The 22,565-nt window shown below is 69.2% G+C and carries 20 protein-coding genes and 3 pseudogenes; 11 read left to right on the top strand and 12 right to left on the bottom strand.

The genetic code is table 11. From position 1 onward, the window contains the following. A pseudogene (locus ACZ7IB_RS42690) lies at nucleotides 1–106 on the top strand (transposase); the annotation flags it as partial. 7 nt (nucleotides 107–113) lie between these two features. On the opposite strand, the gene ACZ7IB_RS42695 reads toward ACZ7IB_RS42690, so the two are convergent. Further along, the gene (locus ACZ7IB_RS42695) at nucleotides 114–491 is read right to left on the bottom strand and encodes a hypothetical protein (RefSeq protein WP_470920264.1); all 378 of its coding nucleotides are present in this window, start codon (nucleotides 489–491) and stop codon (nucleotides 114–116) included. A gap of 272 nt (nucleotides 492–763) precedes the next feature. On the opposite strand from ACZ7IB_RS42695, the gene ACZ7IB_RS42700 reads away from it, so the two are divergent. Further along, nucleotides 764–1,078, top strand: coding sequence for a hypothetical protein (locus ACZ7IB_RS42700; protein ID WP_470920265.1), 315 nt, complete (start codon nucleotides 764–766; stop codon nucleotides 1,076–1,078). Nucleotides 1,079–1,565: 487 nt separating this feature from the next. Here ACZ7IB_RS42700 and ACZ7IB_RS42705 read toward each other — a convergent pair whose 3' ends face one another. Further along, nucleotides 1,566–2,846 carry an ATP-binding protein gene (locus tag ACZ7IB_RS42705; protein ID WP_470920314.1) on the bottom strand — a complete coding sequence of 427 codons (1,281 nt, stop codon included), beginning with the start codon at nucleotides 2,844–2,846 and terminating at the stop codon, nucleotides 1,566–1,568. Between the two features lie 417 nt (nucleotides 2,847–3,263). On the opposite strand from ACZ7IB_RS42705, the gene ACZ7IB_RS42710 reads away from it, so the two are divergent. Together ACZ7IB_RS42710 and ACZ7IB_RS42715 are read left to right on the top strand one after the other, a co-directional pair. Beyond that, entirely contained in the window at nucleotides 3,264–3,464 is a 201-nt protein-coding gene (locus ACZ7IB_RS42710) for a CsbD family protein (protein WP_405682116.1), read from the top strand. 1,760 nt (nucleotides 3,465–5,224) lie between these two features. Further along, nucleotides 5,225–5,973 (top strand): annotated as a pseudogene (locus ACZ7IB_RS42715) (PTS sugar transporter subunit IIA); the annotation flags it as partial. On the opposite strand, the gene ACZ7IB_RS42720 reads toward ACZ7IB_RS42715, so the two are convergent. Continuing rightward, nucleotides 5,973–6,977, bottom strand: coding sequence for an extracellular catalytic domain type 2 short-chain-length polyhydroxyalkanoate depolymerase (locus ACZ7IB_RS42720; protein WP_470920266.1), 1,005 nt, complete (start codon nucleotides 6,975–6,977; stop codon nucleotides 5,973–5,975). The pseudogene ACZ7IB_RS42715 and the gene ACZ7IB_RS42720 overlap by 1 nt on opposite strands. Nucleotides 6,978–7,191: 214 nt before the next feature. Here ACZ7IB_RS42720 and ACZ7IB_RS42725 point away from each other — a divergent pair, with 214 nt between their 5' ends. Next, complete coding sequence (locus tag ACZ7IB_RS42725; RefSeq protein ID WP_470920268.1) at nucleotides 7,192–9,012, top strand: helix-turn-helix domain-containing protein; 1,821 nt, start codon at nucleotides 7,192–7,194, stop codon at nucleotides 9,010–9,012. 234 nt (nucleotides 9,013–9,246) lie between these two features. Here ACZ7IB_RS42725 and ACZ7IB_RS42730 read toward each other — a convergent pair whose 3' ends face one another. Genes ACZ7IB_RS42730 through ACZ7IB_RS42740 form a run of 3 tightly spaced genes read right to left on the bottom strand, consistent with a single transcriptional unit; the run spans nucleotide 9,247 to nucleotide 11,002 of the window. Then, nucleotides 9,247–9,696, bottom strand: coding sequence for a CU044_5270 family protein (locus ACZ7IB_RS42730; RefSeq protein WP_470920315.1), 450 nt, complete (start codon nucleotides 9,694–9,696; stop codon nucleotides 9,247–9,249). Beyond that, nucleotides 9,636–10,334 carry a hypothetical protein gene (locus ACZ7IB_RS42735; RefSeq protein WP_470920270.1) on the bottom strand — a complete coding sequence of 233 codons (699 nt, stop codon included), beginning with the start codon at nucleotides 10,332–10,334 and terminating at the stop codon, nucleotides 9,636–9,638. The genes ACZ7IB_RS42730 and ACZ7IB_RS42735 overlap by 61 nt, the downstream gene beginning before the upstream one ends. Further along, complete coding sequence (locus tag ACZ7IB_RS42740) at nucleotides 10,331–11,002, bottom strand: RNA polymerase sigma factor (protein WP_470920271.1); 672 nt, start codon at nucleotides 11,000–11,002, stop codon at nucleotides 10,331–10,333. Before ACZ7IB_RS42740 ends, ACZ7IB_RS42735 begins: the two co-directional genes overlap by 4 nt. A gap of 142 nt (nucleotides 11,003–11,144) precedes the next feature. Here ACZ7IB_RS42740 and ACZ7IB_RS42745 point away from each other — a divergent pair, with 142 nt between their 5' ends. Continuing rightward, nucleotides 11,145–12,719 carry a serine protease gene (locus tag ACZ7IB_RS42745; protein WP_470920272.1) on the top strand — a complete coding sequence of 525 codons (1,575 nt, stop codon included), beginning with the start codon at nucleotides 11,145–11,147 and terminating at the stop codon, nucleotides 12,717–12,719. Nucleotides 12,720–13,753: 1,034 nt separating this feature from the next. Here the strand turns inward: ACZ7IB_RS42745 and ACZ7IB_RS42750 are convergent. Then, nucleotides 13,754–14,401 (bottom strand): TetR/AcrR family transcriptional regulator, encoded by a 648-nt coding sequence (locus tag ACZ7IB_RS42750; RefSeq protein WP_470920273.1) that lies wholly within the window; start codon nucleotides 14,399–14,401, stop codon nucleotides 13,754–13,756. A gap of 238 nt (nucleotides 14,402–14,639) precedes the next feature. Between ACZ7IB_RS42750 and ACZ7IB_RS42755 the strand changes: the two genes are divergently transcribed. The 4 genes and pseudogenes from ACZ7IB_RS42755 to ACZ7IB_RS42770 all read left to right on the top strand — a co-directional run. Next, nucleotides 14,640–15,197, top strand: coding sequence for a (2Fe-2S)-binding protein (locus ACZ7IB_RS42755; RefSeq protein WP_470920274.1), 558 nt, complete (start codon nucleotides 14,640–14,642; stop codon nucleotides 15,195–15,197). Then, on the top strand, nucleotides 15,194–16,186 hold the full coding sequence (locus tag ACZ7IB_RS42760; protein ID WP_470920275.1) for an FAD binding domain-containing protein: 993 nt from the start codon (nucleotides 15,194–15,196) through the stop codon (nucleotides 16,184–16,186). Before ACZ7IB_RS42755 ends, ACZ7IB_RS42760 begins: the two co-directional genes overlap by 4 nt. Then, nucleotides 16,183–18,345, top strand: coding sequence for a xanthine dehydrogenase family protein molybdopterin-binding subunit (locus ACZ7IB_RS42765; protein WP_470920276.1), 2,163 nt, complete (start codon nucleotides 16,183–16,185; stop codon nucleotides 18,343–18,345). Before ACZ7IB_RS42760 ends, ACZ7IB_RS42765 begins: the two co-directional genes overlap by 4 nt. After that, nucleotides 18,338–18,742 (top strand): annotated as a pseudogene (locus ACZ7IB_RS42770) (XdhC family protein); the annotation flags it as partial. The gene ACZ7IB_RS42765 and the pseudogene ACZ7IB_RS42770, both read left to right, overlap by 8 nt. A 646-nt stretch (nucleotides 18,743–19,388) precedes the next feature. Here the strand turns inward: ACZ7IB_RS42770 and ACZ7IB_RS42775 are convergent. Continuing rightward, nucleotides 19,389–19,934 carry a MarC family protein gene (locus tag ACZ7IB_RS42775; RefSeq protein ID WP_470920278.1) on the bottom strand — a complete coding sequence of 182 codons (546 nt, stop codon included), beginning with the start codon at nucleotides 19,932–19,934 and terminating at the stop codon, nucleotides 19,389–19,391. A gap of 186 nt (nucleotides 19,935–20,120) precedes the next feature. Further along, nucleotides 20,121–20,270, bottom strand: coding sequence for a hypothetical protein (locus ACZ7IB_RS42780; protein WP_470920279.1), 150 nt, complete (start codon nucleotides 20,268–20,270; stop codon nucleotides 20,121–20,123). Between the two features lie 61 nt (nucleotides 20,271–20,331). Between ACZ7IB_RS42780 and ACZ7IB_RS42785 the strand changes: the two genes are divergently transcribed. Beyond that, nucleotides 20,332–20,802, top strand: coding sequence for a GNAT family N-acetyltransferase (locus ACZ7IB_RS42785; protein WP_470920281.1), 471 nt, complete (start codon nucleotides 20,332–20,334; stop codon nucleotides 20,800–20,802). Nucleotides 20,803–21,369: 567 nt separating this feature from the next. On the opposite strand, the gene ACZ7IB_RS42790 is transcribed toward ACZ7IB_RS42785, so the two are convergent. The 3 genes from ACZ7IB_RS42790 to ACZ7IB_RS42800 form a co-directional block, all read right to left on the bottom strand. Beyond that, nucleotides 21,370–21,531 carry a hypothetical protein gene (locus tag ACZ7IB_RS42790; RefSeq protein WP_329835240.1) on the bottom strand — a complete coding sequence of 54 codons (162 nt, stop codon included), beginning with the start codon at nucleotides 21,529–21,531 and terminating at the stop codon, nucleotides 21,370–21,372. A gap of 152 nt (nucleotides 21,532–21,683) precedes the next feature. After that, the gene (locus ACZ7IB_RS42795; protein WP_470920319.1) at nucleotides 21,684–21,842 is read right to left on the bottom strand and encodes a hypothetical protein; all 159 of its coding nucleotides are present in this window, start codon (nucleotides 21,840–21,842) and stop codon (nucleotides 21,684–21,686) included. Between the two features lie 196 nt (nucleotides 21,843–22,038). Continuing rightward, the gene (locus tag ACZ7IB_RS42800; RefSeq protein ID WP_470920283.1) at nucleotides 22,039–22,527 is read right to left on the bottom strand and encodes a hypothetical protein; all 489 of its coding nucleotides are present in this window, start codon (nucleotides 22,525–22,527) and stop codon (nucleotides 22,039–22,041) included. Nucleotides 22,528–22,565 lie beyond the last annotated feature (38 nt).

Raw genomic sequence — 22,565 nt, forward strand, 5'->3', positions numbered from 1 at the left:
CCACAAGGAACAGGGCAGCATGATCCGCCGCTACATCATCTGGCGCAACCGCCATGCCGACCACCGGCGCCTACGCGCCGTCGTGGACAGGGCAAACGTTGCCTGATGCGGCACTAGCCGCCCACCGCCGCGAACGAGCCCGTATCCGCAGCGAGAAGGGCCTCCGCTGGGCGGCCGACCGTTGGCAGCGGTCTGAGGTTTCCCGCCACGACGGTCCACTCGGCCATCTCCTCGGGAGATAGCCGAGTGATCTTCTTTCCCGCTTCGGTCTCGACCAGGGTCAACGCGCCAATCCAGTTTTCGTCTTCGGGATACTCCCAGGTGGCCGCATCTTCGAGAATCGCCGGAAGCTGGTGACGAGGCACCAGCTCGCCGGGCTGAAACCCATTCTCCCCGGAGGGGGAGGTCCACAGTGCGAGTCGACGGACCTCGATCCACCCACGATCAATGAGAACGAGCAGGTTCTTCCAGCGGACGTGACCATGCTTCACGGTCGATGCCCAGCGACTCGGCTCTCAGACTTGTGGGCAGTCCGGGCGCGGGCGAGCTCGGTGGCAGGGAGGCTGTCAGGAAGGACGCTTGGCACGCTGGCTCGCCGCCCGTGGCAAAAGGCGTTGCGGCGCTCCGGCCCCTCGTCGGCAGCGCCCGGGGGAAGCCCGGAAGCCCGCCAACCGGGCGGGCTTCCGGGCCGGTCCGGCATGGCGCTGTGCCGAGGCGCGATGTATCCGGATGCTGATGGCCTCCGAACCATGCAGGAGAGACCATGGACGACCTCAGCCGTCAAAAAGCCCGGCAATCATCATCCATTGGCGCGGGCCATGACACTCCCGGTCAGCCGGGGGTCATCGGCATCGCGCTCGCCGCCGTGCTGACGACCGCACTCGCGCAGGGTTCCTGGCAATGGTTCTCCACATACATCGGAGTGACGCTTCTTGCGTTGATTTTCTCCTTTTACCGACTGCCGACGTGGATCCCTGGCCTCGGATCCACGTACATGCGGAATCTGGCCGCTTATTCGCTGGTTGTCGGCCTGTGCGTAGCGATCACACTGGCCCCCGCGCTGCAGCGCTGGGCATGACTGTTTCCGATGCCCGGCACTCGTAGCGGGTGCCCTGAGCTCGGCAGGTACGAAGGCATCCGCGCGGAGGCCGCGCTGGCGAACCTGGTTGGTAGCGACAGTGCCGCCGTGGCTCACGCACAGGAGGTCCAGGCCCATGATGCTGTTGCCGACTGTCTGTCAGCCACTACGACCCTGTGGCTGCCGGTGTACGGAGCCGGGGCGGCCGTACTGGTGGGTCTGGGCGCGTGGTTCCTTGACCGAGCTCGGGTGAGGAAAGAGGCGGCCGTGGCCGGCCGAAATCCCCCCGTAAGGACTGAGCAGGAGATCGAACGCGACAGGACGGCAAGGAGTGGCTGTCAGGGCCACCGCCAGCCTCCGACCGATTGTGACAAGCGGTGTTTTTCGATTCCCCCGCTGGCCTCGCCGAAGCGGACCTTCGCGATCGCGCACACTGCGTAAACCCTGTGTCCAGCAGCGCTGAGCAGTGGGCCGGGAACACCCGGCATCACATACGCGCGTGGTGCTCAATGTCTTCTCTGAACTTGGTGAGAGTCTGGTCGGTGAGTGTGGGGCGAGTGTCTGCGATGGCAGCGAGGTAGTCCTCGGTGCTGGCCGGCACGCCTTTGCGATCGGTGACTTCGCGTTCGAATGCGGCGTGGGAGCCTTTGCGAGCGGCGAACTCGATGTCGGCGGGTGTGAACATCTCACTGGCTGACACCAGTCGGTGCAGCTTGATGTCGTTGGCGGCGGGGCCGAGGTAGCGCTGCCAGATCGCCGCCCGTGCTTTCGGATCGGGAGGGCCGACCGGAATGACGTAGTCGAACCGGCCGGGGCGCAGGAACGCCGGATCGAGGGAGCGGACTGAGTTGGTGGCGCAGATCAGCAGGCGGTTGTCGTGGTCCCGGAAACCAGGGATCAGCTTGAGCAGTTCATTGGTGACTCCGTGGCCGGGATCGACGGCCTGACCCGACCGGACGCCGGCGATCTCCTCGACCTCGTCGATGAACAGCAGAACGGATTCCAGCTCCGCCAGATCGGCGAACGTGTCCCGCAGTGAGGCGGCCAGGCCGCCAGTGGCACGCTCCGTAAGCCGGGAGGGAAAGAGTTCCACAAACGGCCAGGCCAGCCGGGAGGCTACCGCCTTGGCGAAACTGGTCTTTCCGGTGCCCGGCGGGCCGAAGAGGATGACGGCTTTCGGCGGCGTCACTCCGTACCGGTCGGCCAACACGGGCTCGGCCAGCGGGAGCACGATCCGCCGCTCGATGGCTTCTCTCTCTCGTTCCATGCCCGCGAGGGCACCCCAGAGCCCTTGCGGTAGCACCCTTCCGCCGAGCTCCGCGAGCAGACCTGCATCACTCGCCCCGAGATGCTCGACCTTCTCGTAGAAGGTCAAACCGTCGCAAGTGCGGTAGCCGGAGTTTTCCAGCGCCGTGGTTCCGGTGGCCCCTGGGGCGAGCAACGCACCGATCCGGCGCACCCCCTGTATGCGCAGACGCCTCTCGATTTCTGCGATAAGGGCGGTCCCGAGTCCGCGGTTACGCCACATCCTTGCGAGCGTCACCAGCGTGATCCAGGCCCGCTCGCCCTGGGCCTGCGCCACTGCCATGCCCACCAGGTCCTCGCCGACCACTGCAACAACTACGGTCCCGCCGGTCCGGGCTGAGGCCATGGCCTCAGAGACTGGGAACACAGGAGGCATCTCGTCGTCCTGCCGGTCCTGATCCCATATCTGGATTGCACGGTCCAGATCGTCGTCACGGAAGTCCCGCAATCGCCACGTCGGCATCATCGCCACCTTGTCGGCAGGTCGCCACCGCCACGCCGACACCCTGGCCGCGGGCTGCCCTGCTCCTGCTCCTGCTCCTGCTCCTGCTCCTACCTCATTCTCCGCGCCGATCAGATGCCCGTCGACCGGGCGGGCGGGTGTCCACCACCCGGGGAGAGATCCCGGCGTTTGATAATCGGCAGCAGCCCCGGCAAGTCCCGGCCGCTCAATGTCGGTGACACAACCTTCAATCTTCAGCGGCATCGCTCAAGCTTCTGTGGCACAGGACACCAGTGGGTGACCCCGCCGACGGGTGGGGCGGGGTCAAGGCGAGTGTGCCAGGTGCATCCTCCCTCTCACTGCGTCTCACACAAGGCGACCTGACTTGAGGTGTCCTAGTTTGGGAAGGGCAAGAATTCGTCCACGCGAGGTGTCGTGATGACTCACGGAAGCAGCAAGGACAAGCTCACAGGCAAGGCGAAGGAAGCCATGGGCAAGATGACTGGCAACCGACGCAAGGAAGCCGAGGGGAAGGCAGACCAGGCCAAGGGGCGGGCGAAGGAAGCCGTAGATGACGCCCAGAAGCGCATTCCCGGAAGGTCCGGCCCGAAGGATCCGCTGATCACCGACGACGAGTAGTTACAGGCCCCGGGCCCCCGTCCGAGGAGCGGCGGGGGCCCGGTCCGCAGCGGACAGCCCCAGCCGAGGTCCACGCCGGGGCGCTGCTGTTCCATCGGCCAGCGGCGCCGCAGCACCGACCGGGACCATGCCCTTACTCTCTTCGCGGACCGAAACCGGCCTGCATGCACTGCCGACCGGATACCGAACTCGGCTATTTGGGACGACGAGTCCCGCCTCCCCAGTGAACCAAAGCGGGAGGCGGGACCTGCACCTACCACTGGCGCGACACGGCGTCCGGATGTACCAGACGCTCTTCGGCTGGCGCGTGTCCGCCTTTCGCCGCTATCTTCTTGACTGGTGTCTTCTACCGAGGTTGCGTCCTGATGTGGCTCGGCTGGAGCGTCCTGGCACAGCCGGCCTGCGGGCCTCCACCGAGGCCGCGGCCTCCTGTCGCGGCAGATCATGCTGAAGGCACAGGGGTCAGTGGCCTCAATCCCAAGGCACTACTGCTGTACTTCTCGCTGTTCCCACAGCTCATCGACCATGCGGCGGGCTGACCCCTCGCCGCCCAGACCGGTCTGTTCGGCACGCTCCACATAGTTGCGCCGCGGTCCACCTTGCCGTCGGCGTCCTTGCCCGCACCGTGCTCAATACTCAATGCCCGGACGACAGCCGCTCGCGCAGTCGCCCGCGCCTCGGTGCCATACCATGTTGATCGTCATCGGCGGGTTACTCCTTGCGGAACGCTTGACCGTTTGACGGACCCGCCTCGCTCGATCCCGCTGGAATTGCACGTCCGGATCACCGTCCGCGGCTCACAGGGCCGGCCCCGGCATCCGCTGACAGAGAGCACGTGGAAGCCGGACACCCAAGGAAACGGCAAGCCCCGAGGGGCAAACGCGTATCCAGGACAGTTTCGATCGCCAGAGGCTGATGGGCCATCTCGGTGCGCGCATAGCACGCGTCGCCGCAAGACGCGTACACATCGTGCTCCCGAGTCGGCCCGAATTGACCCAGCAGAACGGCCACTTCCACACGGGAGACTCCAGCGCCATCGCGGCCAGCGTGGCGGCTACGCGGCCTTCACCCTGTTCACCGAGAACACCTCGGTGCTCACGGTGGAGTACAAGATCAATCTCCTGTCCTCTGCCGTCGGCGACCACATTGAAGCCATGGGGACTGTCTTGAGGTGCGGACGAACGCTGCCGCCCGTGTGCCAGCAGGAAGTATTCGGCGTCCAGGGCAGCCAGAAGGCGTTCACTGCGACGGGCCGGCAGACGTTGATCTGCGTGAACGCACGTTCCACACAGTGAATACTCCCTCCCACCCTGCGGGCGGCGAGAAGAGTCGCTGATGGATTGAGGCACCGCGCAGCTGCCGGCCTGGGTGGCCTGACAACGCGGGGAGGAAATAGCAACTTCGTGAGACGCAGCCAGCGCCCACGGTGCTTTCGCCGATTGGACGGCGCAAGTCACACTGCGTCACGCAAAGATCCGCACGAACGCCAGATGCCGGCAGGCGGCCCGGCAGCCAGTTAGGGAGACAGGCCAGGGGCGACCGGGCCACCGCCGGTGTCTCCATCCTCAGGCCAGACCCGCACCGCCGCATCTGGGCCGGCCAGATGCGCCCGCCGTCACCCCGGGCCACCCTGGAGTCATGGCAACACCACCGATCACCAGCCACGCCCCCACCCCGTCCGGCGCCCGGCCCGTGACCGTGCACGTCAACAGTCGCGACGAGAGACTCGGACCCGCACACAGCGATCACGACCTCGTCGCGGTCTGGACGGCGGCATCGGCATCCCGCACTGCCGCAGCGAGCACGTCACAGCGCCGACGCTCGCGTGCGGCCGCAGCGAGGGCGGCATCGACTTCGGCGTGGCGGACGGCCCCGCCGATCTGATCTTCCTGATAGCGGCGCCTGCCGGGGCCGGCGACGACCACCTCACCATCCTTTCCGCTCTGGCACGACGGCTGATGGATTCGGACTTCGCGGGCGCACTGCGAGCGGAACCTGACCCGGGCGCGGCCGCGGCCCTGATCCGCGGCGAGGAGGCCGGACCGGCGCCGGACGCCTCGCCCGCGGACGGCGCAACAGCGGACGGCCCTGCCTCGGACAGCGCTGCAACGGCCGACGAACCCTTCCGGATCGTCGCCGTCGCGTCATGTCCGACCGGCATCGCACACACCTACATGGCCGCCGAGTCGCTGGCAGCCGCGGCCCGTGCCGAGGGCGTGGTGCTCGACGTCGAGACGCGGGGCTCAGCCGGGTTCGAGAGGCTCGATCCGGCGCTCACGCCGCTGCCGACGCGGTCATCTGGGCGCATGACGTCGAGGTGCGCGAGAAGGCACGGTTCGCCGGCAAACCCATCGCCGACACCGGGGTCAAATCAGGGTTCAACCGACCTGCCACGCTGATCGCCGAAGCCAGGCGAAAGGCGGAACACGGCGAGACCAGCACCGTCGCGGGCGGCGCCGCTCAGCAGGGCGACGGAGCCTCCACCGGCGGTGACCACGCTCGATCCGGTCAGCCGCCGAGCGCATGCACCTCGCTCAGGATGGCGCGCATCTGCGGTCCCGACTTCTGTGCGTAGTCGCTGCCCGTGTACCCCCAGCAGCCCTGCGGGTTGCCGCGCAGCAGGCTGATGTCGGTCTGCGGGTAGAGGATCACCAGGTTGTTGGTGTCGGCGTACTCGTTGAGATGCGACTCACGAGCGAACCGGTCCCCCACGAACTTGTTGTCGCTCAGGCAACCGTGCAGTGCGACGACCAGCTTGCACGCAGCCCCTGCCGCGCAGGAGTCCGGCGTGTAGAGGAAGCTGCTGCTGCCCATGCTGTACCACTGGGCCAGACCACCCGGCACATACCGGTTCTGGTCGTGCCGGCTGACGGTGCCCGACTGCGAGGCGGCCGGTGCGTTCACCTGCCCCAGCCAGTGGCCGAGCATCTCGCCCTGCGGGTCGTTGCCACAGTTGATCAGGAACGGGTAGAACGTGGTGCCACAGCTCAATGGGGCGTTCGGGGTGGGCCAGCCGTGCCCTGCCGGATCGGTGTCGTGGTACACGGTCCGGGCCCCGAAGTCCCGGTAGAACTGCACCCCTTCGTCGCTCACCGAGGTCCGCACGAGGGGGTCCCGGGTGCCGTGGTACGTGTAGACGGGCTTGCCCGTCAGGTTCGACACGGGGTCGATCCGTCCGTTGGCCGACCAGCGGCGGGCGATCTGCCCGATGCCCTCGGGGTCGGTGGAGACCAGCCCTGTACCGCAGGCGATCAGCCCGACGACGATGCCTCCCTTTCCGCAGTAGTACGGCCCTGCGGCGACTATTCTCGCGCCGTTGAAGGTGCCGGAGTAGGCGACCTGGAGTTGCGAGGCCATGAATCCGCCGGAAGAGATTCCGGTGACGTAGGTGTCGGTGATATTGAGCCGGGGAAGGCCCGGTTCGCCCGCGTGCGCGGGGGCGGTGAGCCCAAGGGCCGCGGCCAGGGCGGCGGCCAGGGTGACAGCGGCGGTCCGCAGGGAGCGGAACTTCATCGTGCGCTCTCCTTCACTGGGATCCGTTCAGGGAACGGGGCCGGAAGTCGGGGACTACGGGGAGTACGGGGAATACGGAGACGGACGGGGCCATGGTTGGCTGTGCACCGCCCTGCGGGAAATAGAGGTGTGCCACGTCGTAGGCGGCAGATGAGTGGAGATTCTCTCCGTCGCCCGGGGTGCATGGCGGCATCGGTGCGGTATCACTGGCCCGGTGACAACGACGCCGGCAACCACCAGTACCCTGCTCCGCCTGCTGCGCGAGGAGGCCGACGAGGCGGCGTTCCGTGCCGTGGCCGCCGAACCGCCGCTCGTGGACGAAGCGCTGGAGATACGTTCCCGCCTCGCAGCTCACCGCAGCCGGGAGGCCGCGCTCGCCGCGCTCTACGAGACCGCCGGTGACCTCGCCTCGCTGCGCGACCTCGAGGACGTTCTGCAGGCCATCGTCAGCCGCGCCCGCACCCTTGTCGGCACCGATGTCGCGTATCTGCTGCTCTCCGACCCGGAGGAAGGCGACACGTATGTACGCGTCACCGCCGGCATCACGACGGACGGGTTCAAGACCGGCCGGCTCGCCGCCGGTACCGGCCTCGGCGGACTGGTCGCCGCGACCGCCGTGCCGTACCACACCGCCGACTACCCCAACGACGCCCGCTTCGAGCACACCCCGTATGTGGACGGCGTCATCGGCGCCGAGGGGCTGGTGGCCATTCAGGGCGTGCCACTGAAGTTCGGCGACCAGGTGTACGGGGTGCTGTTCGCCGCCAACCGCCGGGTGCGGCCCTTCTCTCCCGACGAGGTCGACCTCCTCATCTCACTCGCCAACTATGCCGCCCTCGCCATCGAGAACGCCACTCTCTTCGAAGAGGTCCGCAAGACGGCGGCCGTCCACGAGCGGCTCACGGCCGTCGCGCTCGACGGGGGCGGACCGACGGGGCTGGCCACGGCGCTCGCCGACGTGCTGCGCGGCAGCGTCCTCGTCCTCGACTCCCAGGACCGGCCACTCGCCTCGGCCGGTGACGCACTGCCCGAACCAGCAGATCTCGTACGGGAGATGGCTCAGGCCCGAGGCCTCCGCAGCTCCGCGTCACGCGGAACCGTCTGTGTCACCCCGATCGTCGCCACCGACGAACACCTCGGCACGCTGCTGCTCGTACGCGGCGGACTCGACGCCTCCGACATCCAGGCCCTGGAACGGGCCGTCCAGGCAGCCGCCCTCATGCTGCTCGGTGAACGTGCGGTCGCGGAGGCCGAGCACCGGTTGCGCGGCGAGATCCTCGAAGACCTGCTGGGCGCCCCGCACCGCGACCCCGAAGGGCTGCGCCGCCGGGCCGCGCTGGTCGGACTCGACCTGGAGCGTGACCATGTGGTGCTGGTGGCCCGGGGTGGGGACCATGGCAGGCGGCGCCGCATCACGGAACTGGCGGGCGGCCATGCCACCCGGCTCGGCGGTATCGCGGGCGAGTACGGCGGCAGCACCGTCGTCGTCCTGCCCGCCGTCGAAGACCCGGGCGGCGCCGCCCGTGCACTCGCCGAACTGCTGGCCGTCGGAATCGGACACCCCGTCACGGTCGGTGCGGAGCACGCGACTCCCGGCGCCACGGCCGTCGTCGAGGCACACCGTGACGCCGCCCGCTGCCTGGACGTACTGGTCGCACTGGACCGCGCCGGCGAGGGTGCCTGCCGCGACGACCTCGGCATCCACGGAATACTGCTGGGCCCGGCGGGCCGGGACGAACTGGACCGCTTCGTCCGCCGCACGATCGGCCCGCTGGTGGAGCACGACGAGACGCGCGGCAGCGACCTGGTACGCACCGCGCTCACCTACTTCGCCTGCGACGGCAACCTGAGCCGTACCGCCACCGCCCTGTACGTCCACGTCAACACGCTCTATCAGCGCATCGATCGGATCTCGGCGCTGCTCGGACCACAGTGGCGCCACGGCGACCACGCGTTGCAGGTCCACCTGGCCCTTACCATGCGACGAACAGCAGGTTGGGGCCTGGCGATTCCCTCGGTGGCCCCGCCACGATGACCGCCACCGCACGGCCCGGCCCACCGGGCCCCGTGTTCCACTTGGGCGGCACCGCCGGACTCACCCGGGTGGTCCGGCTGCCGTGGCGGAGCCAACAGTGAGCTATTCGCCGTCCGGCGGCAGTGGGCGGGATGAGCAGGAAAAGGGTCGCAATCCGTCGAAGGTGCACGGCGTATTGACCGGCCCCCCCCGTGGGACAGTGATCCGGGGCGGCCGATGCGCATGGCAGCCGCGCTACGTCGTCATCGGCGCGGGAGTCTCGCCGACGCGGTCGACTGCGGCCTTGCTGAGGATCGCAGAGGTGCCGACCACGGTCCCGGCCGGGCCGGCGTCACCGGCTTCGGTGAGGACCGTGAGTTCACCGAGGAATGCGTACGTGCTCCGGTCGAAGACCCACTGCGTTTGCTGCCCGTGTGCCGTACGGGCTACGGCAACGCCTTCGCGTCCCGTGGCGTCGGCGGCCGCATGGATCACCGTGACGCCGGGGATCTTCGCGGCGGCCTTGTAGAGCGCGGCGCTGACCTGCGGTGGTGCCCAGGTCTCGGCCAGCAGGTCGCCGATCGCGGTGAATGCTCGCTGGTCCGGGTCCTGGCCCTGCCCGCGGGTCTCATTCCGGATCAGCTTCAGCAGGGCGTCGGGGTCGGTGGGCAGCGACGCGACGTACTCGTGGGTCGGGTCGCTGATCGACGGGCCCTTCTTGTGCGGGGTGCTCGGCCGGGTGTCGCCCCCGGGCCGTCAAGGTGGTACACGGGTGCGTCGTCGTCGAGTCGACTGTCGGGCTCGCCCTCCTCGCGCAGCAGGCCGGGGCGGCTGCCGTCGGCGGACGACCACACCTGCCGCGTGTGCGCGGGAGCCATGGTCACGGGGCCTCCTGCGGCGCTCTGCGCGGCGTAGGCGACCTTGCTCTCGATGTAGAGGAACTGGTCGGCGCGGACCGCCGGTTGCTTCGTCCCGGCGGCGGCGAGTGCGATGCGGTCGAGGAGCTGTGTCGCCTCGGGTGCGCCGGAGGTCCTGCCATCCTTGACTGCGGTGGTTCCGTGCCCGGGGGTGTCCGCGAGGTTCACCACCATGACGCCGCCGACCGCCAAGGCGCAGGCGACAGCCGGCGCCGCGAACCGGACCAGACGCCGGCGCGGGGCCCGGGTGATGAGGCTGCCGGGCGGTTCGACGAGGGCGGCCTTGTGCAGCAGTGCTTCCTTCAGCAGCAGTTCACGGTCGGGGCCCAGGCCGGGGACCGGCGGCGGGGGCATCAGGTCGGCGAGGCCGTGGCGTTCGGTTTCCTCGGACCGGTGGTGCGTACGGCGTCGCGGGGTGGTGTTCATCCGTGGTTCTCCTGAGTCAACGACCGGGCCGCAGGGAAGCGGCCCGGTACTGGCTTGTCGGGGGTGGCGGAGGGTTCCCTGTTTTCCGCCGCGGGGGGCCGTTCGGCTCCGGCCCGCGTGGCTTGCGAGCGTGTGGCGCGGGCTTCGGCGTCGGTGAGTTCGCGCAGTCGGGTACGGGCGCGGGACAGGCGTGAGCGGACGGTGCCGACCGGCACGCCGAGTGCCTCGGCTGCGGCCGCGTAATCCAGGCCGGCCCACACCACGAGGGTGAAGACCTCCCGGTCGCGCCGCCGCAGGCGGGCGAGTGCGGTGTGCGCGGCGCGCAGTTGCTCGGCATCCGCGAGGTGCGTGACGAGATCGTCGGTGAAGTCCGGAATGGAGCCGCGTTCCGGGACGCGGGCGAGCGCGATCTCGCGGCGTCGGCGTGCGCGTGCGTTGCGTCGCATGATGTTGGTGGCGATTCCCAGCAGCCATGGGCGCAGGCTGTCCCCGTCGGGGTGCAGTTTCTCCCGGCTGCGCCACGCCTCCAGGAAGGTCGCCGACGCGATGTCCTCGGCCTCCGCCCAGTTGCCCGTCACCCGCAGGGCATAGCGGTACAGCACCTGGGCGTGCTCGTCGTACAGCTCTCCCAGGGCGTCGCGGTCTCCGCGGCGGAAGCGATTCCTCATGAGTGTTTCCACACTCTGCTCTGCCGCGTCCGTTGCGCCGGTTCCGGTGACGTGCGCCACATATGCCGCCCGGGGCCGCGACCTCATGCGCGGTGTGACGCGGCTCACGGGAACGTCGGCGCCCGGCAGCGCAGTGCAGGTCATGAACAGTTCTTCCGTATCCCGCGTATCCCGCCGGAGTGTCCTGCGGACTCTGGCTCTCGCCGTCGTCCTGGTCGGCGGCGCGACGCCTGCCTGGGACACCACGGCCTTGGCCGCAGAACCGGAGACGTACGCCCTCACGATCAACCACCTCGACCGCGCCGGCCGCTCGACAGGGGACTACGAAACCACCGTCACCGGGATCTCCGGCGCGGGTGCCGACGAGTCCGTCAAGCCGCACGACGCCTCCGGCACGACCACCGTGCGCCTACCCAAGGGCCGATACCTGCTGGACAGTCTCCTGACCACCGGCAATGGCGCGGACGGGATGGACTGGATCGTCCAACCGCGCCTCGACCTCGACCACGACACCACCGTCACCGTCGACGCGCGGACCACCGCCCCCGTCGACGTGACTCCGCCCGACCGCGCCGCGGGCTTCCTGGACGGCGGGATGTTCGTCGAGGTCACACACGGCGGCACCACCCGCTTCATCAACCAGGTCATCGCCGCTGAGAACCTGCGCGTCGCCCACCTGGGCCCCGCCGCCGAACCCGGCTCGGTGAAGCAGTGGTACGACGCGCACTGGACGACCCAGACCACCGGCTACGCGCTCGGCTACACCTTCACCGGCACCCGCGCCCTGACCGGGCTCACCCGGCACCCCTCCGCGAAGGACCTGGCCACCATGCAGATCCGCGGCGCGGCCCGGCCGGGCACCGCGGGCGCCGCGACCATCGACCTGGCACCGAGTGCCGGACCGACCATCGGCGTCACGCAGAAACTGACAACCCCCGGCACCGCCACCTACCTCGTGACACCCGAACGCGGCACCTGGGACATCACCTACTGGGCCCCCGCTGAGCCAGGCACGGCAGCGAACCGCTACAGCGCCAACGGCATCGCCGTGCGCGCCGGGGCCACGACCACGCACACCTTCGACAACGCCGTCTTCGGCCCCGACCTCACCGGCCGCCCCGGCGTCGTACGCGACGGCGACAGTGTCACCGTCGATGTCCCGCTGCTCGCCGACGGCGACGGCCACGTTCCGTCGTCACCGCCGTACGGCGCGGCCTCGACCACATTGCACCGCAACGGAGTGCTCGTCGGGACGCAGTCCGGTGCCCCCGGCCGAGCCGAGTTCACCGTGCCGCCGGGACGCGCGGCGTACCGAGTCACCAGCACGGTGAAGCGCGGCGGTGCGCCCGGCACCGCTACCCGCGTGACCGCGTCGTGGACCTTCACCTCGGACACGACGCCCGGTCCGGCCCCGGTGCCGGTGAGCGCCGTGCGATTCTCGCCCGCGCTCAGCCCGACCGGCACCGCAGCGGCGGACACGGCACTCCGTGTCCCCGTCACCGTGCAGGGCGCCGCTGCGAACGGACGCATCCGCTCGCTGGCAGTCTCGGGGTCCGTGGACGGCGGCGCCTCGTGGACCCGGGTCCCGGTCGAGAACGGCGCTGTGACGATCCGCAACCCACGCGCGGGCACCGGCGTCTCCCTGCGCGCAGAGCTGACCGACACTGCTGGGAACACCCTCACGCAGACCATCGTCGACGCCTACCGCACGCAGTGACCCCGTAATCCGGGCAGATGAACGAGGCGTGAGCCCTGCGGCTTCCGGCACGAGTCGTCGACGCGGGACTCAAACAGCGCGCGGCAGATGACGGGCCGAGGCCGGTGGGGACGCGGCCTTGAACGAGAGGGAGCCCCAGGACGGTCCCCTGGACGGCGAACCTGCCGCGCAGTTCGTGGGACCACCTGGGAGGTGAGGAAGTCGGCCGTGCGGCGCCGGAACCGGGCCGCACGGCCACGGTGCCGGTCGCTCATCGGCCCTGGAGGGATACCGAGAGCCGGCATGCTGGTACGCGGCGACTTCCATACCGAGTGCGGTCTTGAACGGCCACTGGGTCGGACCCGCAGGGCAGGACGTTGTTCTTGGTCATGGAGTTCATCACTGGGCGGAATCTGGGCGCTGTACTTCGCGAGGATGGCCCGCCACCGGTGGCCGTCGCCGTTGGCTGGGCTGCCCAGGCCGCCGCCGCCCACACAGCGCGGGCATCATGCACCAGGACCTGAAACCCGCCAACCCGCGCCTGTAGTGCTGTCGCACGTCATCGTCATCGTCACCGGTGCCTGCGTTCTCTGGGGCGGGCCGTACCGGCGCCGCGCGATCGCATGGCCGTCGCCGTTCGAGCGCCGGCCACACATCGCACGACATCACGCGCCTGCCTCCGGCGGCGGCGCATACCGGGCGCGCGGAGGACGCGTTGTGGCGCCTGCTGATCACCTACCGGCGTGGAAAGCCTGCCGGCGTTCACGCCGCCGGAGGAGTCCTCCTGCACCGCACCTGAATCACTGGCTGAGGCGCGGAAGGCAATCCAGAACTCCCGAGCAACTCCTCGGGAAGATGTACCGATCACCGGGATTCGCCTGACCGACGCGGCCTTCGGCAGGCAACTGCGGCGGGGACCGGACAGGCAGTGGTACTCCTTCGCCCCGTGGCGACAGGAGCGGCGTCGCACAGCAGGCGCATCAGCAGACCAGGCAGAGGCGCCCAAGTTCCGCCCGGCCCAGGTACGCCCGGGCCAGGTCCACCCAGGGCCCACCTCAGGTCCGTCCGTCCCCCGGCCCACTCGCCCGGGGCCCGTCCGCCTCACGCTCATCCGCCGCAGGCCCACCCGCTCTGGATGCCCCTGCCCGCAGCCCGTCCATCACAAGGTCCAGCAGTCGCGTCGCACGCGGCTGCCAGTCGCTGTGCGGGTCTATCTGCCAGAGCCCGGCAATGGCGAGCACGAAGTCGTCGGGGGTCAGCCCCCGGCGGATGGTGCCGGCCTCCTCGTTCGCGTTCAGCAGGAGCGTGACCGCCTGGGTCACCGGGCCGTGACCCAGGTGGGCCAGGCTGCCGTACGTGCTGGTGGCCTTGCGCAGCGCGTCGGCCAGGCCGGCCTTGGCCATGGCGTACTGGGCCAGGCGGTCCATCCACTCCCTCAGAGCCTGGTCAGGTGCGCGGGTCTGGAGCAGCTGGGCAGCGGTATCGGCGACCTGCTGCATCTCGTAGCGGTAGACCTCCAGAACGAGGGCCTCACGGTTGGGAAAGTTGCGGTAGAACGTCCCCTGTCCGACGCCCGCCTTCTTCGCGATCGCGCTCAGCGGAGCATCCGCAGCCCGCGTCAGCTCGGCCAGCGCGACTTCCAGAATGCGCTCGCGATTCCGTTGCGCGTCCGGGCGCAGAGTCGCGCTCTTCTCTTCCTGCACTCGTCCTCCTTCCGGAACCACAAACAAGCCGGCCTTGCTAACCGGACAGCTGTCCGCTAGGTTCGATGGCAACCGGACAGCTGTCCGCTTAGGTCCACCATAGTGGCAGATCCGGCCAGTGTGGCCGACCAGTGCCCGTCGCCGCTGGCCCATTCATCCGCATACCCCGCTCCCTCCCTGGCTGTCTGCCGGGATCGTCTCGTTCGACGCGCATCAGCAATGCGAAAGAAGGCTGATCATGGCCCCATCGACGTCCAGCACCATCACCCTGAACATCAATGGCGAGAAGTACACGCTGCCCGTCGACCACCGCACCACCCTGCTCGACGCCCTGCGCGAGCATCTCGATCTGACCGGTACCAAAAAGGGCTGTGACCAGGGCCAGTGCGGCGCCTGTACGGTGCTGCTCGACGGGCGCCGGGCCGTTTCCTGTCTCCAGCTCGCAGTCGCGGCCGAGGGGCGCGCGATCACGACCATCGAAGGCGTGGCCGATGGTGAGCAGCTGCATCCGGTGCAGCAGGCCTTCCTCGACCTCGACGGCTATCAGTGCGGTTACTGCACACCGGGGCAGATCTGTTCGGCCCTCGCGGTGATCGAGGAGCACGCGGCGGGCTGGCAGAGCGCCGTGACCGACGATGTCCGGCCCGAAGCGGGAGTGTCCGCACTCACCGCCGAAGAGATCCGGGAGCGGATGAGCGGCAACCTGTGCCGCTGTGGGGCCTACGTGTCGATCGTGCAGGCGGTCGCGCGGGCGGCAGAGGCGGCCGAGACCGAGGTCAAGGAGGCTGCGGCATGAGGGAATTCGGCTACGAACGCTCCGTCGACGTCTCCGGGGCGGTCGCCCTGCTCGACGCCGACCCCGACGCCCGCTTCCTCGGCGGCGGCACCAACCTCGTCGACCTGATGAAGGCCGGCGTGGAAAGGCCCGCTCTGCTCATCGACGTAAGCGAACTTCCGCTCGACGGAGTCGATTTCACTCACAACGGCGGGCTGCGCATCGGCGCGACCGTCACCAACAGCGATCTCGCGGCCCACCCCGAAGTGCGGCGTAGTTACCCGGCGTTGGCGCAAGCCGTCCTGGCCGGCGCCTCGGGACAGCTGCGCAACATGGCCACGGTCGGCGGGAATCTGCTCCAGCGGACCCGCTGCGGCTACTTCACCGACCTGAGCAAACCCTGCAACAAGCGTGCCCCCGGCAGCGGTTGCCCCGCCCTCACGGGCGAGCACCACAACCACGCGATCCTCGGCACCTCCGAACACTGCGTCGCCACCCATCCCTCGGACATGGCGGTCGCGCTCGCCGCCTTCGACGCCGTCATCTCGTACGAAACGGCCGACGGGCCGGGCGAGTTGCCGATCGACGAGTTCTATCTGCCTGTGGGCGACACCCCGCACATCGAGACCGCCCTTCCTGCGGGCGCGCTGATCACCGGCGTCACGCTGCCGCAGGCCCCGGTCGCCGCCCACTCGCGGTACCGGAAAGTGCGCGAGCGCGCCTCGTACGCGTTCGCGATCGGCTCGATCGCCGCCGCGCTCGACGTCCAGGACGACGTCGTACGCGAAGTGCGCCTCGCGTTCGGGGCGGTCGCGTCCCGACCGTGGCGGGCCCGTGCGGCCGAGCGGGTGCTGATCGGCAGCCCGGCGAGCACGGAGGCGTTCGCCGCCGCGGCGGATGCCGAACTGGCGGCCGCCGAGGCGCTTCCCGAGAACGGATACAAGGTGACGTTGATGCGCAACCTCGTCGTGGCCGTGCTGACCGAACTCACCGAGGAGGCCGCCCGATGACCACGACGCGCAAAATCACCGCCGTGACGGGGGCCGTCGGCTCCGCCCATACCCGCGTGGAGGGCCGCGACAAGGTCACCGGGGCGGCCCGCTACGCCGGAGAGATCCCCTTCGCCGAACTCGCCCATGGTTGGCTGGTGTTGTCGACCGTGGCCCGTGGCCGTATCCGCTCCGTGAAGGACGCCCCCGTCCTGGCCATGCCCGGCGTCCTCACCGTGCTGCACCACGGGAACGCACCGCGCGTCGAAACCGACTATGTGGGCATGCTGGGGCGGCCCAACCCGGTCCTCGGGATCTTCCAGCACGACCGTGTGCCCTTCGTCGGCTGGCCGGTGGCGCTGGTCGTGGCCGAGACGTCCGAGCAGGCCAGGGAGGCCGCCGAGGCGCTGGTGGTCCGATACGACAAGGAGCCGCACGACGTCGCGTTCTTCGCCGGACGCTCCGGTGCGTACACACCGCAGGACAACCCGATGGTCCGGGCCGAGACGGAGAAGGGAGACGTAGAGGCACAACTCGACGCCTCCGCCGTCGTCGTGGACGAGGAGTACACCACACCGGAGGAACACCACAACCCGATGGAGCCGCATGCGGCGACGGCTCGCTGGGACGGCGGCCGGCTCGACGTCGTCGACTCCAACCAGGGCAGCACCTGGGTGGCGAGCGAACTCGCACAGCTCTTCTCCCTCGATCCGGCCTCCGTACGGGTACGGTCCGAACACGTCGGCGGCGGCTTCGGATCGAAGGGTCCGAGCCCGCACCAAGTGGCCGCCGTGATGGCCACGACCGTCCTCGACCGCCCGGTCCGCGTCGTGCTGACTCGTCGTCAGATGTTTTCCCTCGTCGGTTTCCGCAGCCCCACGGCGCAGCGGATCAGGCTCGGCGCCGACGCCGACGGCCGGCTGCGCGCGTTCGACCACCAGGCGCAGAGTCTTACGTCGACCGTGCATGAATTCATCGAGTCGAGCGCCGTGCTGGGGCGCGTGATGTACGACGCCGACGCGCATCGCACCCTTCACCGGCTCGTACGGCTGGACGTGCCGACCCCGGCCTGGATGCGCGCACCGGGCGAGGCACCGGGATCTTTCGCCCTCGAATCCGCCCTCGACGAACTGGCCGAGAAGTGCGGCATGGACCCGATCGCACTGCGCGCACGCAACGAACCGGAGACGGGTCCCGTGTCCGGGCTGCCGTTCAGCAGCCGCAATGTGCTCGCCTGTTTCGAGGAGGGAGCCCGCAGGTTCGGCTGGGCGGACCGGGACCCGCGTCCCGGCCTGCGCCGTGAGGGGCGCTGGCTGCTCGGAACCGGAACGGCGGCGGCCACCTACCCCTCGGGAGTCGGCCCGTCCACGGCGGCCGTGACCGCGGAATCGGACGGAACCTTCACCGTGCGGATCAACGCGGCGGACATCGGAACCGGGGCACGGACCGCGATGACCCTGGTTGCCGCGGACGCGCTGGAGGTGGCTCCGGACCGCATCCGTGTGCGCATCGCGGACAGCGACCTCGGCCCGGCGATGTTCGCCGGCGGCTCGATGGGCACGCGCTCCTGGGCGTGGGCGGTGACGGCCGCGGCGGACGAACTGCGGGTGCGACTGGCCCTGGGAGGCGGCATTCCGCCGGAGGGGATCACTGCCCGGTCGAACACCGCCGAGGCCATCGGCGCCCTCTCGAAGAAGGAACGGCACTCCTTCGGCGCGCAGTTCGCCGAAGTAGGGGTGGATGTCGCCACCGGCGAGGTACGCGTGCGGCGGCTGCTCGGCATTTACGCCGCAGGCACCATCGTCAACCCGCTCACCGCCCGCAGCCAGTTCATCGGCGGAATGACCTGGGGGCTGTCCATGGCCCTTCACGAGGAGGCGATCAGGGACCAGGCCTCCGGCGGCCACGTCGGTGCCGACCTCGCCGGCTATCACTTCGCCGCGCACGCCGACGTGCCGCTCATCGAGGCGGACTGGGTGGACGACCCCGTCCCGGACGACCCGGTCGGGATCAAGGGCATCGGCGAGATCGGCGTTGTGGGCGTCGCCGCCGCGATCGCCAACGCGGTGTGGCACGCGACCGGCGTGCGCCACCGCAACCTGCCGATCCGTCCGGACCGCGTCCTGCGTGCGGCGGACGAAGCGCGGCATCGGGCGGCGGGGGGAGCCCGGAGTGCTTGAGATCGCCGAGGAGTTGAATCACTGGTTCGAGGAGGGCCGGGACTTCGCCGTCGCCACCGTCGTGGCCGTCGGCGGCAGCGCGCCGCGCGGTCCCGGCGCGGCCCTGGCCGTCGACAGGCACGGCACCGCCATCGGTTCCGTTTCCGGCGGTTTCGTGGAAGGGACGGTGTACGACCTGTGCATCCAGGCGCTCCGGGGCGGCCGGACAGTGCGCGAACGGTTCGGATACAGCGACGAGGACGCCTTCGCGCTGGGACTCACCTGCGGCGGCGTCATCGAAGTCCTGGTCACGCCGGTGCGCGCGGACGCGCCGGTGTTCCAGGCAGCGGTGTCGGCCGTGGACCGAGGAGAGGCGGCGGCACTCGCCCGGGTGGCCCGGGGCCGGGGCGAACTGCTCCCCGATCGGCCTCGACCTCGGCGCCCGCACCCCCGAGGAGACCGCCCTGTCCATCGCGGCGGAGATCGTCGCGGCGCGCCGGGGCGGGACGGGGGTTCCGCTGACCGGCTCGGGGGTGCCCATTCACCATGACGTGGACGAGAAGGAGGAGGGCGAGGCCCACTCCCGAACGGCGGCGTGACCCGGCCGCGGCCGCGAGGCAGTGAAGGCCGGGTCGTCGCCGTGCAGGACGACCGGGCTCACGGCTTGACGTCCGGGACACGGCAACGCAGTTCGGCACCCGTTCCGGGACGCCCGCACCCGCTGGGGAACAGCACACGGACGTCCCCTGCGGGACCCAGGACACGGGGCCTCCTCAACGAACGGACACGCCCGGCCACGCCTGCGTGCGGTCCAGGGCGGACGTGCCCGGCGCCGGCACAGCCGGCTCTCAGTCGTTCAGGCCCCACTTGGGCGGGAACCATGCCCGCAGCGGCCCGGCATCGAGCCGGTACGACGGCCAAACCACAGCAGCTACGGACGGCAGTCAACCCCCACTGGGAGGTACGAGCGAGTTCCGCTCTCAGTGGCCGCGCGCGAGCCCCTCGACGCCAAGTTCTTGCAGGCCGTCGAGGACGAGGTCGATGCTGACGGCTGCGAGCAGGAGTTACAGAAGCCGGCCGAGCAGCTCCACTGTCGCGTGGTGTGTGGCGCGGAGTACGCGCTCCAGGAGCAGGATGCACACAAGGTCGAGCACAATCACAGCGAGGTACGCGCCGGCGACGGTGGAGCGCCAGGTCCAGGTGGAGCGTGCTGTTGCTTCGATGAGCAGTGCCGTCATGGCCAGGGGGCTGACGACGAAGGGCACGAGGAGTTCGCGCACGGCGCTGGTCGCGCTGGGGATTTCCTGGTGGAGTCCGTCAGTTCCGATCTGAATTCCCAGGACGAGGCCGACGGCGTAGAGGAAGAAGATGATGCCGCCTGCGAGCAGGAGAGCGGAGGTACTGATGTGGAACAGGTCCAGGAGCCCGGGTGCGGTGAAGCTGGTCACCAGGCCGATGAGGATCGCCGCGCCGCAGGAGATCAGGGCGATGGTGCGCAGCTGGCGGGTCGGGTGGAGTTGCGCGAGGTGGGCGAAGGAGAGCAGGACCTTGGGCGGCCCGACGACCGAGATGAAGGTGATCAGGGCAGCGGAGAAGCTGAGCGCGTTCACCTGTGAAATCCAGGCTGAGTGCAATGTCGGGACGGAGTAGCTGAGGGTGGTGTCGGCTTCTTCCTGTCGCCACGGAGGCGGGTCCGCGCTGCTTGCCGGGGAAGTGCTCAGTTTCTCGCCGGTCAGGCGCCGCTTGACCTGCTGTCAGGGCCCTTGCCTCAGCGCATGCGGGGACCGGAATGTGTGTCAGGCGTTGTGTGTCAGCGCCTCGGCGTGTGCGCGCAGGCCGTTGACGAGGGTCTGTAGCCCGAAGACGAAGGAATGGTCGGCACGCCGGCGCCCGCCCGGGCGGCGTGCGGTGTCACTGGTCAGCAGGGGGACAAGTCCAGGGCACACACCAAGGGCGCCGCCTTGAAACGGGTTGCCGTAAGCGTCAGAACAACTATAAGGTCATTACATGTCACGTGCACGGCAGGCAGTCGAGGACGACGTCGCGGAGCTCGTACGCCTGCGGGCGTTGCTGTTCGAGACCCTCGGCGGCGACTTCTTCAACCCCTCATCAGCAGACGACGACTGGCGGCACACCCTTGCTGCGGTGCTGAAGGAACAGTTGACAGCGGACGCCGTTCAGATCCTCGTCGTGGACGGCAACAACGGCCTTGCCGCCTGTGGCATCGGAACCATCGAGCAACGACTGCCCGGCCCGCACCTGCCCAACGGCCGGATCGGACATGTGATCGGCGTGGTCACCGATCCGGTGGAACGACGGCGCGGCCACAGCCGCACGCTCATGGAGAGCCTGCTCGACTGGTTCCGGGAACGTGAGGTCGCCCGAGTCGACCTGTACGCCTCTTCCGACGGCGAACCGCTCTACCGCACACTCGGCTTCGTCGACCACCCCGACCCCTCGCTGTGCTGGCGTCCGTGACAGGCAACCCGCCAACTTCAAAAAACTTTGTTCTCTGAAGATCGCTCGCCGGAGTCTCACAAACTGCGGCCGGAACTGAAGGCGTGTGACGCCTTCCTCGACCCGGACGACACCCTCGTCATCCCGAGCCTGGACCGCTACAGGCGGTCCCTCCGAGATCTCATCCCCCGTGACAGGCCATCAGGTGGTTCACGCCGCGGTGGGTACGGACCCACAAGACTTCGCTTCCGTTGCGGCTCCGCCACAGCAGCCTGCGGATCAGACCATGGTCGTGGCGGTGGTCTCGGAACGCTGCCGGACTCATGCACAGGTCGCACTGATCGACCCGGGCAGGCGAAGGGCGGGACGCACTGTAGCGGACTCGGCTGCGCTCGCCCGCGTGCGCGTGATGCGCCGCATCCGGGAGGTCCGGGCAGGGGCTGTCCGGCGAGGTGGTCATGGGGCAGCAGCACGCCGGGGACCACTGGCACTCTCGAACACTCGCACTTGGCCGACGAAGCGCATGGGGCCCATCGTGGCCCTCAAGTTGGACGAGGGACTCGTGTGCCGAGGGACTCGTGTGCCGAGCTAGCGGAATGCCACCGGCGGGCGCACGCCGCTGAAGTCGATCGCGCGGTCCGCCTCGCGCAAGGTCTGCTCGGCCACCCGGCGCGTCTCGGCCAGAACGTCCCCATGCTCCTCCACAAGCCTGGCGTAGATCGGTGCCTCGGACCTGTCTGCGGAACTCATGTTGAACTTTCTGTCGGGTGTATGGGTGTCTTCCGCCAGTGAGGGGAAGCGGCGGCCGAGTATACGCGCTGCAGGCAGGACGCCGCAGAGTTGACCGGAGGTCGGGCAGCGACAGAGCATTTCAAGAGCCCCTCGACGAGCGTTTGACGCGATCAGCGGTCCAGGACGAGGCCGGTGCCGCTCAGGCAGCCGTCGATCAGGGGGCGGTACTGCCGCATCTTGAGCTTGCGCTTCACGGCCGGTGTGATCCGGCCCAGGTCGGCAGCGGCGAGGCTTCCCCACGTCCGGGTGCTCCGCCAACCCTCCCCCACACCTCCACGTCACCGACGTCGCCGACAACTTCTCCGGGATGAAAGGCCTTACCTACTGGGCCCGATGGTCCCACCTTTCGTTCCAGTGGTCGTCGTGACACCCGAGTTCAAGGGCCCCTGTGTCATGGCCTGGCTGGAATATCCGGCTGGGCGCCCTTACGGTCGGCCTGGGGGCCCTGACGGACACCTCACGGCGTCAGGCGGTCAAGCCTCCTGGAACGAGGCCACCGTTCACGGCTCGCGTCCAGAGCGTGTGGTTCCACTCGTTGACTTCGGGAGCAGGCTTGGTGGTCAGCACCGGATTCGGGCCGGTCTCGATGAGGTGCAACAACGACCATGCGACGCCGTAGCAGTCGTCGGGGCCGAAGCACGCAACCAGCACCTTGGCCTCCCCCGTCGTAACCGGTCCGGAGATCGCCTTCAGCTGACTGTCGCGCCTGTCGATCTCCCCTTCACTCGCGTCCCAGTTGGGGAGAGAACCATCGGCGACGAACAACTGCACTGCGGATCTCATATTCGAATGATCGACTGCTGCCGCCGGCTGAGCAAGCCGCCCGGCCAGGAAGTCCGCCCGCTCCTGGCTGCAATCCGACGCTGCCGACGACGGACACCAAGAGATGGCCGGCCCGTCGACCCAGCGCTGGTCGCACCGCTCAGCGGAACACCCGATCAGCATCTGGTTCATGGGCACGCCTGCGCAAGCTCGGCAACCGACTCTCGAAG

The sequence above is a fragment of the Streptomyces sp. NPDC037301 genome (genome assembly GCF_055602785.1).

Coding starts and splice junctions, on each gene's coding strand:
- ACZ7IB_RS42700 (WP_470920265.1), top strand. CDS start 764: ATGGACGACCTCAGCCGTCAAAAAGCCCGGCAATCATCATCCATTGGC.
- ACZ7IB_RS42705 (WP_470920314.1), bottom strand. CDS start 2,846: ATGCCGACGTGGCGATTGCGGGACTTCCGTGACGACGATCTGGACCGT.
- ACZ7IB_RS42710 (WP_405682116.1), top strand. CDS start 3,264: ATGACTCACGGAAGCAGCAAGGACAAGCTCACAGGCAAGGCGAAGGAA.
- ACZ7IB_RS42720 (WP_470920266.1), bottom strand. CDS start 6,977: ATGAAGTTCCGCTCCCTGCGGACCGCCGCTGTCACCCTGGCCGCCGCC.
- ACZ7IB_RS42735 (WP_470920270.1), bottom strand. CDS start 10,334: ATGAACACCACCCCGCGACGCCGTACGCACCACCGGTCCGAGGAAACC.
- ACZ7IB_RS42740 (WP_470920271.1), bottom strand. CDS start 11,002: ATGAGGAATCGCTTCCGCCGCGGAGACCGCGACGCCCTGGGAGAGCTG.
- ACZ7IB_RS42745 (WP_470920272.1), top strand. CDS start 11,145: ATGAACAGTTCTTCCGTATCCCGCGTATCCCGCCGGAGTGTCCTGCGG.
- ACZ7IB_RS42755 (WP_470920274.1), top strand. CDS start 14,640: ATGGCCCCATCGACGTCCAGCACCATCACCCTGAACATCAATGGCGAG.
- ACZ7IB_RS42760 (WP_470920275.1), top strand. CDS start 15,194: ATGAGGGAATTCGGCTACGAACGCTCCGTCGACGTCTCCGGGGCGGTC.
- ACZ7IB_RS42765 (WP_470920276.1), top strand. CDS start 16,183: ATGACCACGACGCGCAAAATCACCGCCGTGACGGGGGCCGTCGGCTCC.
- ACZ7IB_RS42785 (WP_470920281.1), top strand. CDS start 20,332: ATGTCACGTGCACGGCAGGCAGTCGAGGACGACGTCGCGGAGCTCGTA.
- ACZ7IB_RS42790 (WP_329835240.1), bottom strand. CDS start 21,531: ATGAGTTCCGCAGACAGGTCCGAGGCACCGATCTACGCCAGGCTTGTG.
- ACZ7IB_RS42800 (WP_470920283.1), bottom strand. CDS start 22,527: ATGAACCAGATGCTGATCGGGTGTTCCGCTGAGCGGTGCGACCAGCGC.